Origin of the sequence: Arthrobacter sp. NPDC058127 (assembly GCF_042884555.1) — a bacterium.
Lineage (GTDB): Bacteria > Actinomycetota > Actinomycetes > Actinomycetales > Micrococcaceae > Arthrobacter.
In genome coordinates, this window is sequence record NZ_JBHVTT010000023.1 from 16,863 (window position 1) to 32,378 (window position 15,516).

General features: G+C 62.9%; 14 protein-coding genes and 1 pseudogene. 13 read left to right on the forward strand and 2 right to left on the reverse strand.

Annotated elements, in window-relative coordinates; all coding sequences use genetic code 11:
- Positions 1 to 387: 387 nt before the first annotated feature.
- The 5 genes from ACFVTG_RS21735 (at position 388) to ACFVTG_RS21755 (ending at position 4,941) form a co-directional block, all read left to right on the forward strand.
- Positions 388 to 1,068, forward strand: coding sequence for a hypothetical protein (locus ACFVTG_RS21735; RefSeq protein ID WP_390282862.1), 681 nt, complete (start codon positions 388 to 390; stop codon positions 1,066 to 1,068).
- 238 nt (positions 1,069 to 1,306) lie between these two features.
- Positions 1,307 to 1,660 carry a type II toxin-antitoxin system RelE/ParE family toxin gene (locus ACFVTG_RS21740; protein WP_390282863.1) on the forward strand — a complete coding sequence of 118 codons (354 nt, stop codon included), beginning with the start codon at positions 1,307 to 1,309 and terminating at the stop codon, positions 1,658 to 1,660.
- A complete protein-coding gene (locus tag ACFVTG_RS21745; protein WP_390282864.1) occupies positions 1,660 to 1,965 on the forward strand; it encodes a helix-turn-helix domain-containing protein in 306 nt (101 codons plus the stop codon). The genes ACFVTG_RS21740 and ACFVTG_RS21745 overlap by 1 nt, the downstream gene beginning before the upstream one ends.
- A gap of 1,048 nt (positions 1,966 to 3,013) precedes the next feature.
- Entirely contained in the window at positions 3,014 to 3,637 is a 624-nt protein-coding gene (locus tag ACFVTG_RS21750; protein ID WP_390282911.1) for a dihydrofolate reductase family protein, read from the forward strand.
- A gap of 203 nt (positions 3,638 to 3,840) precedes the next feature.
- Positions 3,841 to 4,941 carry an AAA family ATPase gene (locus ACFVTG_RS21755; RefSeq protein WP_390282865.1) on the forward strand — a complete coding sequence of 367 codons (1,101 nt, stop codon included), beginning with the start codon at positions 3,841 to 3,843 and terminating at the stop codon, positions 4,939 to 4,941.
- Positions 4,942 to 5,625: 684 nt separating this feature from the next.
- Here ACFVTG_RS21755 and ACFVTG_RS21760 read toward each other — a convergent pair.
- Complete coding sequence (locus ACFVTG_RS21760; RefSeq protein WP_390282866.1) at positions 5,626 to 6,432, reverse strand: cyclase family protein; 807 nt, start codon at positions 6,430 to 6,432, stop codon at positions 5,626 to 5,628.
- A gap of 331 nt (positions 6,433 to 6,763) precedes the next feature.
- Between ACFVTG_RS21760 and ACFVTG_RS21765 the strand changes: the two genes are divergently transcribed.
- The 8 genes and pseudogenes from ACFVTG_RS21765 to ACFVTG_RS21800 all read left to right on the forward strand — a co-directional run bounded on the left by ACFVTG_RS21765 (position 6,764) and on the right by ACFVTG_RS21800 (position 15,052).
- Positions 6,764 to 8,092 (forward strand): MFS transporter, encoded by a 1,329-nt coding sequence (locus ACFVTG_RS21765; RefSeq protein ID WP_390282867.1) that lies wholly within the window; start codon positions 6,764 to 6,766, stop codon positions 8,090 to 8,092.
- A gap of 50 nt (positions 8,093 to 8,142) precedes the next feature.
- The gene (locus ACFVTG_RS21770) at positions 8,143 to 9,282 is read left to right on the forward strand and encodes a thiolase family protein (protein ID WP_390282868.1); all 1,140 of its coding nucleotides are present in this window, start codon (positions 8,143 to 8,145) and stop codon (positions 9,280 to 9,282) included.
- Positions 9,279 to 9,356: pseudogene (locus tag ACFVTG_RS21775) on the forward strand (zinc ribbon domain-containing protein); the annotation flags it as partial. The gene ACFVTG_RS21770 and the pseudogene ACFVTG_RS21775, both read left to right, overlap by 4 nt.
- Positions 9,357 to 9,383: 27 nt before the next feature.
- On the forward strand, positions 9,384 to 9,596 hold the full coding sequence (locus ACFVTG_RS21780; protein WP_390282912.1) for a hypothetical protein: 213 nt from the start codon (positions 9,384 to 9,386) through the stop codon (positions 9,594 to 9,596).
- On the forward strand, positions 9,593 to 11,188 hold the full coding sequence (locus ACFVTG_RS21785; RefSeq protein ID WP_390282869.1) for an ATP-dependent acyl-CoA ligase: 1,596 nt from the start codon (positions 9,593 to 9,595) through the stop codon (positions 11,186 to 11,188). The genes ACFVTG_RS21780 and ACFVTG_RS21785 overlap by 4 nt, the downstream gene beginning before the upstream one ends.
- A gap of 88 nt (positions 11,189 to 11,276) precedes the next feature.
- Entirely contained in the window at positions 11,277 to 12,281 is a 1,005-nt protein-coding gene (locus ACFVTG_RS21790) for a LysR substrate-binding domain-containing protein (protein ID WP_390282870.1), read from the forward strand.
- Between the two features lie 109 nt (positions 12,282 to 12,390).
- On the forward strand, positions 12,391 to 14,109 hold the full coding sequence (locus ACFVTG_RS21795; RefSeq protein WP_390282871.1) for a thiamine pyrophosphate-binding protein: 1,719 nt from the start codon (positions 12,391 to 12,393) through the stop codon (positions 14,107 to 14,109).
- 67 nt (positions 14,110 to 14,176) lie between these two features.
- On the forward strand, positions 14,177 to 15,052 hold the full coding sequence (locus ACFVTG_RS21800) for a PaaX family transcriptional regulator C-terminal domain-containing protein (protein ID WP_390282872.1): 876 nt from the start codon (positions 14,177 to 14,179) through the stop codon (positions 15,050 to 15,052).
- Positions 15,053 to 15,109: 57 nt separating this feature from the next.
- Here ACFVTG_RS21800 and ACFVTG_RS21805 read toward each other — a convergent pair whose 3' ends face one another.
- Positions 15,110 to 15,508: a RidA family protein gene (locus tag ACFVTG_RS21805; RefSeq protein ID WP_390282873.1), complete on the reverse strand. Its 399-nt coding sequence runs from the start codon at positions 15,506 to 15,508 to the stop codon at positions 15,110 to 15,112.
- Positions 15,509 to 15,516: the final 8 nt, after the last annotated feature.

Here is a 15,516-nt window from a genome sequence, read left to right on the forward strand (position 1 = left end):
GTAGCCTCTGTGCTCCTCCGTTGCACTGCCCCAACTGCCACCAACGAGCGCCTACCTAACGAAGTAGTTCTAGTTGAATGTAATTGGAACAGTCACTACGTAGCACTAGCCAAACGTGAAGGGGAACTCCGCAACGTCTACGCACATACCAACCTTCCGAGGCGCTCAGCGGTCGGCGATCTTGAGTGGTTCGTCCGTCGGAATCCCGCTCAACGGCAGTCGCATCTCGGTCGTCCGGTTAGGTGACGGAGGACGGGACAGGCTGGTGCGCATGGCTACGCAGTCACCGCGCACCGACATCCGGCAGGCAAGTCCCTCGACGTCTGCACAGCTGCTTGAGCGTGCATGCCAGTAGTTCCGCGTTCGAGCCTCGCTATAGTTCAAAGCATGAGCAATGCAACCGGAGCCAAGGCCAGCCGTGAGGAAGAAATCGCCTTCCTCATCATGGAGAACGTCCTCGGGGTCGACATCCACCTTGCGGACGCAGGCGCGGGCAACAAGAAACCGGATGGCGCTTGGGCCAGTGCGGGCGCGAAGGGATGCCGCAGCATCGTCGAGATCACTTCACCTCCAGACAAAGAGCTTTTGAAGAAGTGGGCAGAAGCCAAGAGAGAAGGCGAACCACAGTCAGAAAGCGGTTCGATTCCACTGCGTTTGAACGAGCTCGATCAGGTCTGCACAGAATTGCTGGCGGAAGACTGGGCGCTGGAAAACATCGAGAAGCTCCGAGCTGAACCCGCCGAAGAGCGACATCTCTTCCTCTTTGGCCGGAGTCATCGGATTGAGTCCTACTTCTACCGGCTCTCGGACGAGTTCGACAACGGTCGGGCCGAGCCCGTTGGTGACCTAGCTCTCCCCGAAGGACTAGATTCTGTATGGTTCCGCGGCAAGGCAGTGCGCTGTCCCGAGTGGAGCATGCGAGTCTGGGTGGCGAGGTTCGAAACGGGGTCAGGATGGCACCGCCACGCAGTCGATATAGACGAACGACAATTGCCGTCGCCTAACCCAGGCATGGTCGATGACAAGGTGCCCTCAAAGCTTCGAACGCCGAAGGATCGATCTTCATGAGGAGAACCACGGATCAAACTAATTGGGATCGCCACCCTGGATTCCCCGGAGGGATGAATCGAGCTTGAGGAATCCAGCTGGGATGCGCTTGTCTCAGCGACAGCCGGCAGCGCCAACATGCGTAAGGCGTCACTCCCCAGTCCTGTACTCACCCCGGAAGACCAAGCAGTTGTCGATGACTGTCCTTCGTGGATATAGCTCTTGAGTTGTATAGCCTGTGGGTTGTATCATGGCTCTGATGTGGATTGTTGACTTGGAGCTGGTGGAGCCGTGGCTGCTCGCACTCGATCAGGGCTCGTACGAGCAGGTGATCGCCGCGTTGGAGCTTCTTGCCGAGCGTGGGCCGCAGCTTGGCCGTCCGCTGGTAGACACGGTGGTTCGTTCGCGACATATGAACATGAAGGAACTGCGACCCGGATCAAGCGGCCGGTCGGAGTTGCGGATCCTGTTCGCCTTCGATCCGGAGCGGCATGCGATCTTGCTCGTTGCAGGCGACAAAGCAGGCAACTGGAGCAAGTGGTACAAGACGAACATTCCGATTGCGGATGAGCTGTTCGATGATCATCTGAGGATTCTGAAAGGAGGATCGTGATGGCGAAGACTATTGAAGAGATGCTGGCGAAGCGCCCTGTCGACCGCGAAGCGGTGGAAGCCCACAAGAAGCAGCTGCTCGATGAGGTCCGGGCCTACCGGCTTCGGGAGCTCCGCGAGGCGTCGGACCTAACGCAGGTCGAGCTGGCTGCGCGTCTGCACGTCAGCCAGAACAGGGTGTCCCGGATTGAGCACGGCGATATTGACCGCGCCCAGGTTGATACATTGCGGAAATACGTCGAAGCTGTCGGTGGGCGGCTTCGTGTCGAGGTTGAACTCGGCGACGAACGGATCCAGATCGCTTGACCCGGCACCCCGTTCCATTACTCTCGCACCCCTTGGTCGTGGCCGGGCAACGGGTCTCAAGCTGACGGCTGTGGCTCTTGGTGTGAGGTCGTTCAGGGATTCTCAGGGTCAAAAATCGGGTGTGCACAATGTGCACACTCTTGCCGTCGGACTGGGCCGTACCGGGGCCGGATTGGGCCGTACTCGGCATGTTTTCGGGACTTCCCTGTGTTTCCGGGGCCTGGAAGCCGGTTCGAGTCCCACCTCGGGCACAGCATTCCCCCTCGTCAGAGGGGTTTTTGCTTTAACGTGTGTACAAAGCTTGTAGTGGCGTCCCTCTGACGCTAGGTTGGCGGGCTTTGGCCTGGCCGCCGCGGTGGCCTATTCAGGTGTGTGGGTGGCGGGTTCAACGCCCTGGCTGGCGGGCCCTCCGCTTGCTCTGGCGTGGGGTTATGCAGTTCCTCGTTCCGGTTTGGTCTGGTTGGTCGTGGATGGCCAACACCAGTTCATGGTTCGGGGTTCCGCTTACGACATGATGAAACCGAGTTTGGCGCTGAAGCCTATTTCGAGGGCTACTCACGGTGGCAAGGGGGCGGCGCCTGTCCGCTTTGTCCTGCCAAAGGGGGTGTGGACAGTGTCCACGCTTAAGTCTGATTTATGGAAGTGCCAATGAAGGTCCGCCGCTGGTCTACCACGTAAGTCCCTCCAATGCAGGTGCGGGCTCGGAGCTACGTAGCGACATAAGAGACTGCCTCGGGTTTTGTTGACTTCTTGGACTGGCGAGCGGAGGCTCCCGGAAGGATTCTGAGAGGCCCGTGGCTTGCCCGAGCATTACTCCGACGACGACGACTGGCTGCGCGACGACGCCTCCGACAGGCTGCCGGGCGTGGCCGGGATCGGCGAAAAGACGGCGTCGTCGTTGATGTGGTGGCTTGGCGGAGCTGCTTTTGGATGCGAAGTGGGCTTGTGTCGCGGAGTTGATACCCGTTGCTTCGCGGGGGGATTGTGTGGCAGCCTCGAAGTGATCCTGTCGCCGGGGCGACGACGGGCGGCAGAGAAAGAGCACGGCATGGGACTCATCCATATCGACCTGTTCACCACGCTCGATGGCGTCGCCCAGGCGCCCGGCGGGCCGGACGAGGACGCCGGTGACGGTTTCGCGTTTGGCGGCTGGCAGGCGCCTCTCTGGGATGAGGTCGTCGACGAACAGGTCAACTCCGGGATGGCAGGGATGGATGCGCTGCTGCTGGGGCGCCGGACCTACGACATTTTCGCCGCATACTGGCCGCACGCGGACGGGGACATCGCGCGGCTGTTCAACCGCCTCCCGAAATACGTGGCCTCGCGCCAGATGCCGACGCTCGAGTGGGCCGACTCCAGACTGCTGGGTCCTGATATCGTCGCCGACGTGCGCGAATTACCTGAGCGGCACGCGAACATCCACGTCATCGGCAGCCTCGACTTCGTGCAGACCCTCTTCGCCGAGCGGCTCTTCGACCGGCTCACGCTCTGGGTGTATCCGATCCTCCTCGGCGGCGGAAAGAAGGTCTTCGCCGACGGAGTGGTCCCGACGAACCTCACACTCTTTGAGCCGGTCGTCGCCTCACCGAAAGGAGCGGTGCTCCAACGCTATGCTCTCGCCGAAGGCACGCCTGGCGTCGGCGATATGTCGGCCGGCGCCCATGAGGGCTAGCGGCGTACCAGGCGACCTGTGACCGCCGATGCATGAGGGTGTTGAAGCTGCGATCAACGACATTGCGCCGCTTGCAGGATTCCGTGTCCCTGTAGGCTTTCAGCTCGACGAGTTCGCGTTCAGTCTTCCCGCAAACGGTTGGCTGGTTGGTAGGGTGAGATTCACAGGATTCATAAGATTCATCGACATTCACAGGAGCAGGTGTGGAGAACCCTTTTCGGCCGACGGCTGGGGCGACACCGCCGGATCTTATCGGGCGCGGGGGAGTGCTGGACGAGTTCGCTTATGGTCTGCGGATCGGGTCGGGGGCGCCGGGGCTTCTGACCATCTTTACCGGGGCGAGGGGGATCGGCAAGACCGTCATGCTCGGTGCCGCCGAGGACCTGGCCGTGGCCGGTGGCTGGGCGGTGGTGTCCGAGACCGCGACCGGCGGATTCCTGGGCCGTATCGGGGAGGCGATGCGCAGGCTGACGAACGAACTCGGGGACGGGCCGACAGGACGGCGGGTGACGGGGGTGTCGGTGGCCGGGTTCTCGGTCACGACCCAGCTTGCCCCGGAGGAGCAGGTCGACTGGCGGGCGCGCGGAGCGGCGCTTTTGCGTTTGCTGGCGGCTCGGGGGACGGGGTTGGTTATCACGGTTGATGAGATCCATGCGGCGGACCGGGCCGAGTTGTCCCAGCTTGCCGCGGATGTCCAGCATTTCATCCGGGATGGCCTGCCGATCGGGCTGATTTTCGCGGGTTTGCCGGCCGCTGTTTCAGATTTGCTGAACGAGGGAGTGGCCACGTTCCTGCGGCGCGCTGACCGGATCGATCTGCACGCGGCATCGATCGCGGAGGTGGAGCGCTCGTTCACCGAAACCTTCTCCACTGCGGGCGTCCCTCTGGACAGCGACCTCGCCAGGGTCGCGGCGGACGGCACGGGAGGTTATCCGTTCCTGATCCAGCTGATCGGCTATTACCTCTGGCAGGAAGCCGAAAAGGCCCCGGGCGGTCTGGATGCCGCCGCCGTCGGCCGGGCGGTGACGGCGGGCCGGCGTCGGAACGAGAGGGTGGTCATTGAAGCGGCGCTGTCTACGACGTCTGGGCGGGATCGTGATTTCCTGCAGGCCATGGCCGAAGATCCCGGGCCGTCGTCGACCGCCGATATTGGCAGGCGTACGGGGATGCGGCCGAATGCTGTTGGTAACTACCGGACGCGGTTGATGGATGCGGGTCTGATCGAAGCGGCAGGTTACGGGCTCGTGGACTTCGCCATCCCTGGATTGCGTGAATACATGACCGCCGGTCCGGCCAGGAAATGAGCCCGCGGCCGGCAGAAGTTCAGATCTCCCTAGGCCATAAGTTGGCATTCACGGGGTGTTTCATGGTTCGGGGTTCCGTGTACGACATGACGTCGTCGACTTTGGTTCGGAACTTTCTTGGAATGCTCGTCCTGGTCGCAAAGAGAGTGAGGGCGCGCTGTTTGTCCTGTCCAAGGAGGTGTTGACGGTGTCGACACCTAATGTCTGGTTTATTCGTGTTTCCGGCATCCAGGACGGCATATGGCGCAGTGCGTGGGAAGCGGAGTCCAGAATCACAAACAGCAAAGTGGCACCCGGTCGTTTGACCCTGCCGGGAAACGGCGGTCTGGCGGAGGAAGCCTGGCCGCAGTCGATCTGCTCAGGATAGTGGTGCGCTGCCTTGCCTTGGGTCGTGCGAGAAGTCATTCCAGGCATGTTGGTTCGAGTGGTTTGGTCTCTTCGAGAGGCAGCTTGGCTGCGCGTGATAATTTCCCGCTAACGGCAGTGCTCCATGCCGGATGGGCATGGAGCACTGCCGTTGATGACAGGGAGAATGGCCCGCGTGTGAAACTCGCCGAGTGTGTCCCTGAGTGCTTTCCTGTCCGCCTTGTCCCGGGACGGAAACAAGGCCGAGCAGTCCGATACTGACAAGTTAAGGTTTTCAAGAGCCAATTTTGTATAGGGACTCCTTGCCGCCCCTGCAGTCTAGGCGGCCACCAGGGCCAACACGCGCGCCGGGCTGCCGGTTCCACCCACAATCGGCAAAGGGGCAACGATGAGCGCTGCGCCGACTGGCGGCAGCTTCGCCAGATTCCGCAGCGAAGTGAGGCCATACTTGTCATTCCCCAGCAGGTAGTGATGCGCCGGGAAAGGAGGCTGCTGCCCGGCGGCGCTACCGGCATCAATGCCCACGGTCTCCACGCCGATGCCAGACAATGGGGATTTTTCGCCAATCCACTGCGCGCATTCAACAGTAAGTCCGGGGGAGTGGGCGCGGCCCTCGTCATCCGTGTTAAGGAAGAGTCCGCGGTCCTGGGAACGCTCGTCCCACCCGGTCCTCACCAGAAGCCAGCCGCCCTCCGGCAGGGGTCCGTGCTCCGATTCCCATGCGCGGATGTGGTGGATATCCACTAAGAAATCGGGGTCCGCCGCAGCCTCCGCAGTCATGTCGAGGACAACCGCCGGACCAATCAGGCGGGCTGGATCGATCTGCGCGACGTCCTTGCCGTCCTGTCCGGTGGCCCAGTGTATTGGGGCGTCCACATGGGTGCCGATGTGCTCACCGGTGTGGATGTTGTGGTGCTTCCAGTAGGGTCCCGGGGCGTTGTATGCGGAAACTTCCTCGAGCGAGAAATCGATGAGGTTTGCAAACGGCTCCGGCAATTCCAGGGTGGGGGTGGCGGCGGAAAGCGGGGTGGTGAGGTCCACCACTTCAGTCCGTCCAGTGGCAAGGTCAGCCAGCAGGCTTGCCAGCCCTGCCTGGCTTACATCATTCACAGCGCTTACTTCCATGTGAGCTCCTCGAATATCAATCGTGGGGAAGGCCGGCGGGGATAGGTGGTGCCTGTGGCATACGCACTGGGCCAATTGGCTGCGACGTTAGCATCACTTTGCAGAGTCCGGAACACTTACTGCCGCCTCTTTGTCAGGGTTACCCAAACACGCATAGACCCTGGCGATATAGGCATTCGACGGCCCCCGTTCCGCGGGGGAGACTGAGACCAATAGCCGTAACGCACATCACACTCACCTACCTTCGGCAGGGCCGAGCCGAAGTGAGCGGCACGGCCGGACCCGCGGAATCGGGCCGACCAGTCCCGAGATTCAGTACCTAGGAGCAACAATGTCCCACCCCCAAACCACATTACCGGGACAACGTCCCGGGGTTCTCCGGTACGTTGTTGCCTCGCTGGTGGGCAATGCCCTTGAGTGGTACGACTTCTTCCTGTACGCCACGGCATCGGCAGTTGTCTTTGGCCGGATCTTCTTCCCTGCCGATACGGACCCACTAGTGGGCACCATGGCCGCTTTTGCCGGTTTCGCCGTCGGGTTTGCCGCCCGCCCCCTGGGCGGGATCATCTTCGGGCACATCGGCGACAGGCTGGGACGCAAGCGTTCGCTGGTGCTGACCCTTTCCATCATGGGAATCAGTACAGCGCTCATGGGCTTGCTCCCGAGCTACGCGCAGGTGGGACTGCTGGCCCCGGCGCTGCTGATCGTCCTTCGAATCCTTCAGGGCATCGCCGCCGGCGGCGAATGGGGCGGCGGCGTTCTGCTGATCAGCGAAAATGCCAACACCTCACGGTGGGGCATGCTCTCGGCATTTAGCCAAGGCGGAATCTCGCTCGGGTTTGTACTGTCCTCGCTGGCCTTCTTCCTGGCCCAGCTGATGCCCGAACCCCAGTTCCTGGCATGGGGTTGGCGCCTGCCGTTTATCGTGAGCGTGGTGCTGCTCGGTGTGGGAGCGTACATCCGTTTCAAGCTGCCCGAGTCCAAAGAATTCAGTGGAGCCCGCGAAAGCCGTCCCCGCCGGCTGGCCGCGCTGGATGCACTGCGCACACATCCCCGCGAAATCCTCGTTGCGATGGGCCTGCGCGTCGCTGAAAACGGCGGCTCGTACATCTTCCTTTCGTTCTCCATCGTGTACGGGGTTCACGTGGGAGTGGATAAGGGCCTTCTGCTGTTGGCCGTGGCAGTATCGATGCTCGCATCTTTCGGCACCTACATTTTCTTCGGATACCTCTCCGACCGGATCGGCCGGCGCCCCGTGTACGCCCTTGGTGCCGTCGGCATGGGTGCGATGGCCTTCCCGTTCTTTGCAATGATCGATGCCAACACCCCTGCTGTGGTGATCCTAGCCTTCCTTATCGCCAACGGCGTCTGCCACGGTGCCATGATCGGAACGCAGCCGGCATTCTTCCATGAACTCTTCTCGGCCGAAGTCCGGTACTCCGGCATGGCGATCGCGCACGAAGTCGCAGCCGTATTCGCCGGAGGGTTCGCACCCCTGATCGCCACGGCTTTGTTGCTGAACACCAACTCCTCCGTAGCTGTGTCGCTCTACGTGCTTGGCATGGTTCTGGTGACCCTGATTGCAGTGGCCGCCGCGGGCCCCAAAAAGCACGACCGTCAACGCCTGGAAACGGACCGGCCCGCGCAAGTCCTGTCCTAGGGGAAGCGAATATCCGCTCCCATTCACCGCCACCAAAGAGAGGAACCGATGTGACGGTCTCCATTATCGGAACCGGGCAGTCGCCGTACACCCGGCATCCCGCCCCAGGAACAACCACTTCCCAGGTTATGGCCCATGCAGTCCGCAGCGCGTTGCAGGAAGCAGGTCTCAAGCCCGGGGACGTAGACGGCTTCGCTGTCTCCAGCTTCACGCTCAACCCTGACCACGCCATTGATCTTGCCTGGCGCATGGGCCTTCGCCTGACCTGGTTGATGCAGGATACGAACGGCGGAGCCAGCGCCGGCGGCATGCTCCAGCATGCAGTGCGGGCGATCGAGGCCGGTGATGCCAAGGTCATCGTTCTCGCAGCAGGGGACCTGATGGACGGGCCGGCGTTCTCACAATTGGTGGCCAGCTACAACCGGGCCACCCAGGACCACCTTGCGCCACTGCCGATGAAGGGCCCGAATGGCCTGTTCGCGATGCTCACCACCCGGCAAATGGAGACGCTCGGGCTTACCCGCGAAGATTACGGAAATATTGCCATCGCCCAGCGCGAGTGGGCCGCAGGAAACCCGGACGCTGTCTATCGGAAGGTCCTCACCATGGATGAATACCTGGGCGCGCCGATGGTCGCCTCACCATTGGGCCGCTACGACTGCGTACCCCCGGTAACCGGTGCCGACGCGGTTGTCCTCGTGGCTGACCCGAACAGCGGCTCGCCGCGGGCAAAGGTGCTCACGGTTCGCGCTTCCTACAACGCCGACCAACAGGCCGGCGACGGTTTGTCCACGGGCCTGCGCACCTTTGCCTCCGCCGGGTGGGAAGAGTCAGGGATAGGCCCGGACGAGGTGGGGCTCGCCTGCGTATACGACGATTACCCTGCCATGGTGGTTGCCCAACTGGCAGACCTTGGTGTGCTGCCGGCAGAGGATGATCCGGCCAATTTCATCAAGCGCCGCATTGCCACCCGCGAGCTGCCCGTAAACACCTCCGGCGGCCAGCTTTCGGCCGGACAGGCGGGAGCGGCGGGCGGCATGCACGGGCTTGTTGAGGCAGCGCGCCAGATAATGGGCACTGCGGGGGCGCGGCAGGTTTCAGCCCGCCATGCTGTGATCAGCGGATACGGCATGGTCCTGTACAGGTACGGCGCCTGTGCCACCATGACCGTCCTGGAGGCGGCAAAATGACCGCCTTGGTGCAGGAATGCCGGAATTGCCGGAGCCTCCTTTTCCCCGACCGCCTCTTTTGTCCGGTGTGCGGTGAGGACAGTTTCACGAAAATTGCGGCAGTGCAGGGAACTGTTGAACAAACCACGACGCTTTCTGACGGCACCGTCCTGGCAACCCTGAGCCTCGACCGCGGGCTCAGGGTTGTCGCCCGTCTGACCGGAACTGCCGCAAAACCGGGCCAGGAACTGCCGCTTACAAACGACCCCCACGCCATATCCGGCGTGACCGCGTATATACCCCTCCACCCGAACCTGAATGAGGATCAGCCATGAACGCGACACTTGCCGAACGGCGGCAGCGTCCCTTGACCATCCCGCAGATGCTGCTTGAGCGCGCCAGGAAGGCTCCCTCGACGCCGCTGTTCCGGTGTGGCAACGTCAGCCGTGACAGCCAGGCAATGGTGGCGGCCGCCGCCCGGGCGGGGGGCACGCTGCGCCGCGCCGGCATCCAGCGCGGCCAGAAGGTGGCGCTTATGTCGTCGAACCGGCCTGAGCTGCTCGACTTTATCCTTGGCTGCACCTGGATTGGCGCAGTCGCTGTTCCCGTGAACACGGCCAGCCGCGGTGACCAGTTGAAGCACGTGTTGGCGAACTCCGAGGCCGTACTGGTGGTGGCCGAAGCCGAGCAGTTGCCGCATCTGGCTGCTGTGGCTCCGGAGAACCTTCGGGAAGTATGGGTCATCGACGCACCCGCCCCGAACCTGCAGGCCCCCTTCGCGGTGCTCCCGATGCCGGAGCCTGGCGCTGCTGTTGAACCAGTGGATGCTGCTCCGGCCGAAACTGCGGCCATCCTTTACACGTCCGGAACCACGGGAGTCTCGAAAGGTGTTCTCTGCCCCCAGGGCCAGTTCTACTGGTGGGCCGTGAATATGTCGGACCAGCTTGGACTCGGCCCCAAAGACGTGCTCTACACGTGTTTGCCGCTGTTTCACACGAACGCCCTTAATGCATTTATGCAGGCCGTCGAATGCGGGGGTGAATACGTCCTTGGCCCGCGGTTCTCCGCAACTCGCTTCTGGTCGGATGCCTCCTCGGCGAGGGCGACTGTCACATATCTTCTCGGCGCGATGGTGGGCATACTTGCCGGCAAGGAACCGGGGCCCGGTGACCGGGACCACAGCATCCGTTTGGCGCTCTCGCCTGCCACGCCGGCCAGGCTTGTGGAATCATTCCGTGAACGGTTTGGAGTGCTGCTGCTGGACGGCTACGGCTCCACCGAAACGAATTCCGTGATCGGATCAACCCCCGAGCAGTGGCGTCCGGGCTACATGGGCAAGGTGCGCCCGGGATTCTCCATCCGTGTGGTGGACGCCGATGGAGTACCCATTTCGCACGGCGTCCCGGGTGAGTTGCTGATACGCAGTGAACAGCCGCACGCCATGGCCACTGGTTATCATGCAATGCCCGAAGCCACCACCAAGGCCTGGCAGGACCTGTGGTTCCACAGCGGAGACCGGGTTGTCCTTGATGAGGACGGATGGGTGCGCTTCGTTGACCGGATCAAGGATGTCATCCGCCGGCGCGGGGAAAATATTTCATCAGTTGAAGTGGAGCACGTGCTGCGGCAGCATCCGGCCGTACAGGATGTTGCAGTGTATGCGGTCGATTCGGAGCTGGGTGAGGATGAGGTCATGGCTGCACTTGTTCTTCGAGAGCCTGTCGATTTCGCCGAGGTGTGCGAGTTCTGCATACCGCGGCTGGCATCGTTCGCCATCCCGCGCTTCCTCCGCGTGGTTGACCAGTTGCCCCAGACCGAGAATGGCAAGGTACGCAAGCAGGTTCTTAAGGCGGCAGGCCGCGAGGCCTCCCAGTGGGACCGTGAGCTTGCGTTTCCCAGCCACGCACCTGCGGCCGGTGCCCGCTGAACACTGGAGGATCGAAGCGCGGTTTTGTCCCTCGCCGGGCCTCCGCTCCCGGCCGGGGCCAGGGGAAGCGCGCCAGTAGGATGAAGAGATGGACCTACGGGCGCTGCTGACCACCCACCTCAAGCTGCGCCACCTTGTGATTGTGCTTGCCATTGCAGAACAGGGCAGCTTGGTCCGTGCTGCCGAAGAACTGTATCTGACACAGCCCGCGTTGAGCAGGGCTTTGCGGGAAGCTGAGCATGCCGTTGGAACGTCGCTGTTCGAGCGAACGGGCCGCCGCATGGTACCCACGCCGGCAGGGCAGGTGTGCCTCGAGCACGCCAAGGCGATTGTGGGTCATGTGGGTACCTTGCGCCGCCGGGTGGATGAGCTGACAGACCCGGAAGCAGGCGTAGTGCGGGTGGGCGCGCACGTTACCGGTGCAAACCTGCTGCTGCCGCGCGCTGTGGCTCGGTTCACCGCCGACAGGCCCCGGGTGGAGGTCCTGCTGCGCGAGGCGCCACCCGAAGCCCTGATTCAGGAGCTGGGCAGCGGCGACCTCGACCTGCTAGTAGGCCGGGTTACGGATCATCCCAGCACCTCCCGGCTGCGTCTTGTCCCGTTATACCGGGAGGAATTCCGGGTTGTTGCCGCACTCGGCCACCCCGTGCATGCCCTTGCGGGGGCCTCCCTGAAGGACCTCGTCGGGTACCCCTGGGTAGTGCCGCTGGCGAACACGCCGCTGCGTGACGAACTCGAGGAAAACTTCCGCAATGCCGGACTGGTTCCTCCCGTTCGGCGGGTGGAATCCGGAACTCCTGACACCCTGCGCACGCTCGTTGCAGAAGCAGGATTCCTTGCCCTGATGCCCGAGTCCATGGCGGTGGCAGAGCCCGGCCTGCGGATGCTCGATCTGCACCTTGCCGGACTCGCCCAGCAGGTTGGCATCCTGCTCCATGCGGACCGGCCACTAGCCCCCAATGCAACCATGTTTGCCGGGAAACTCCGCGAAGTGGGCGAGGAGATTGGCCGCGAACTCCTCATGTCCGGCCCTCCTGCCGCACCGCCTTCTGGCCCTCTGAGGACCAACACCCCGCCTATTGCAAGTACTTGACGGTCGTAAAATTATAGCTATATGATCGATTGATGGGCGGAATCCCCGCAGCATCATTGACGTCGCCGGCTGCCCCTTTCCGTGCACTGTCCCCAAAGGAGAAGAGACAATGACTGTTATCGCCAGCAGGTTCGGTGGCAGCGCCGTGGCTACAAAGGACGATGCGGCCGCCCTTGTGGCCCGCAACATCAGCGAACTCGTCGGATACACGCTGGCCCAACTCGGCGTCGGCCACGTTTTTGGCGTGGTGGGCAGTGGGAACTTCGTGGTGACGAATGCGATGCGGCGGGCAGGCGTGCCCTATACGGCAGCCCGCCATGAAGGCGGCGCTGCAACCATGGCTGATGCTTACGGGCGGATGTCCGGAAAGATGGGCGTCGTCTCCACCCATCAGGGCTGCGGGCTGACGAACGCGGTGACCGGAATCGGCGAAGCTGCGAAGAGCCGGACGCCCATGATCGTGGTCACTGCCGATACGGCCGCGTCCGCAGTGGGTTCCAACTTTAGGATCGACCAGGATGCGCTGGCCCGCAGCGTCGGCGCCGTGGCCGAGCGGATCCATTCGCCCCAGAGCGCCGTTGCTGACACGGTTCGGGCGTACCGGACGGCAGTCAACGAGCGCCGGACGGTTGTGCTGTCCCTGCCCACGGATGTCCAGGCGGCGCCGGTGCCGGGCGGCAGTTCCGTGCCGGGGCCACTGGTTCCGCCGCAGCCGTTCGCGCCCTCGGATGCGGCCGTTGACGAGTTGGCAGAGCTCCTCAGGAACGCCCGGCGACCGGTCTTCGTGGCCGGCCGGGGCGGACGCGGAGCCGGTCCGGAAATTGCCGCGCTGGCCGAGGCTGCAGGCGCACTCGTGGCGACGTCCGCCGTCGCGCACGGCCTTTTCCAGGGCGACCCGTTCAACCTGGGCATTTCCGGCGGTTTTTCCTCGCCGTTCACTGCGGCAACCATTTCGGAGGCCGACCTGATCGTGGGATGGGGGTGCGCCCTGAACATGTGGACAATGCGCCACGGTTCACTGATCGGGGCTACAACGAAAGTAGTGCAGGTGGACCTTGAGGACCGCGCCCTTGGGGCAAACCGTCCCATCGATCTGGGCGTGCTGGGCGACAGCGCCCAAACAGCGGCGGCTGTGCTGGGCAGGCTGCGGTCACTCGAGCACAGCCGGGCAGGCCTGCGAACTCCCGAGATGGCGGAACGCATCGCTGAGCATGCCCGATGGAACACGGAACAAACGGAAGATTTGTCGACGCCCGAGGCTATCGATCCGCGCGTTCTGAGCCGGGAGCTTGACCGCATCCTGCCGTCCGAGCGGATTGTGTCCGTCGACTCCGGCAATTTCATGGGTTATCCCAGCGCCTACCTGTCCGTTCCGGACGAGTTCGGCTTCTGCTTCACCCAGGCCTTCCAGTCAATCGGGCTCGGTCTGTACACGGCCATTGGGGCCGCCAAGGCGCGGCCCGACCGGCTGCCCGTCCTAGGCGCGGGTGACGGAGGTTTCCTGATGGCCATCTCGGAACTGGAAACACTGGTCCGCGAGCGCATCCCGCTCGTGGCCATCGTCTACAACGATTCCGCCTACGGGGCCGAGGTCCACCACTTTGATGCCAGCGACGCGGATCTGGACGTCGTGCGGTTCCCGCAGGTGGATATCGCCTTGATCGCCCGTGGTTATGGAGCAGCCGCCGTCACCGTCCGCCAAATGGCCGATCTGGAAGCTGTCGAAAAATGGCTGGCAGGAAGTCGGGATGTGCCGCTGGTCATTGACGCGCGTATTGCATCTGACGGCGGTTCCTGGTGGCTGGCCGAAGCCTTCAAAGGCCACTGACCAGGAATTGGCTGCCCCTAAAATATGCTTGGAGGGTTGCAATCCCCGACAGAATAGAAGCCAATCGATGATTGAAGTCCCTGCTCCTGCACTGCCTCAGCAGCAGCTCATCCTCACCATCTATGGTCTCTATGGGCGACGCGCGGGCGGGCAGCTTCCCATTTCTGTGCTGATCCGGATGCTTGGAGATCTGGGCCACGATGCGCCGGGAGTCCGCTCCGCCGTCTCCCGGCTTAAGGGCAAGGGAGTGCTGGCGGGCGTCAAGAACGGGGGAGTGGCCCGATATGGACTCTCTGAGCGTTCGCTGAAGCTGATCAGTGAGGGCGATGAGCGTATTTTCGCCCCTTACCGCGCAACAACCAGCGCACCTTGGGTGCTGGCGATTTTCTCCGTCCCGGAATCGATTCGGGACCGCCGGCACCAGTTGCGCGCCGAGCTGACCAAGCTGGGCTTCGGATCCATGGGGGCCGGAGTCTGGATTGCTCCCTCCGGGGTGCGGGAGGGGGCGCAGCGACGACTTGAAGCCCGGGAACTGGACGAATATGTTGAGTTCTTCACCGGTGACTACTCCTCGGAATCCGACATGCGCGCCAAGGTTGCCCAGTGGTGGGACCTGGAGGCGCTCGAGGCCCAACTCGTCGAATTCATGGGCATTTACGGGGGCTCCCTGAAGGACTGGACCGCGCTGGTGGGGGATGACCCCGAAAAGGCCTTGGCCGCCTCCTCCGGCGATCTTCGCCGGGATGCGTTCCGCTACTACGTCCCCATGCTGACCCTGTGGCGGCGCTTGCCCTATCGCGATCCCGGCCTGCCGCTCGAGTACCTCCCCCAGGGCTGGCAGGGACCTGAGGCGCGGCGGATCTTCTTTAGCGTGCACCGCCTGATCGCTCCCATGGCTGAAATGTACGCCATGTCCCTGGTGGAGGAAGCGGAAGCAGCCTAACCAAAAGAGGATCCGGCTGGCCAGTTGGCCGGCCGGATCCTCTTTTTTGCTCCCGGGTCAGCGTTCGCTGATGACGGCAATGGCCTGGATCTCGATCAAGGCCTCTTTCTGCCACAGGCGCGTGACCCCGATGCCTGCCATGGCCGGATACTGCGAACCTGCCATCTCCCGCCAGATGCGTCCGATCTCGCGGCCGTTGGCCATGTAGTCCTCCACGTCGGTGAGGTAGATGGTCACATTGACCAGGTCCTCCGGCTGGCCGCCGGCTTCGCGCAGCGTGGTGAGAACGTTCTTAAACGCCTGCGTGAACTGCTCCACGATGCCTCCCGGGACGATGTTCATGTCCCTGTCCAAGGCAGTCTGGCCGCCCAGGAACACTGTGTTTCCGGCCAGCATTCCGTGTGCGAATCCGGACGGTTTGGGAAGCGACTCCGGGTTGATTGTCTTGTGGCCCATGCTGTTCC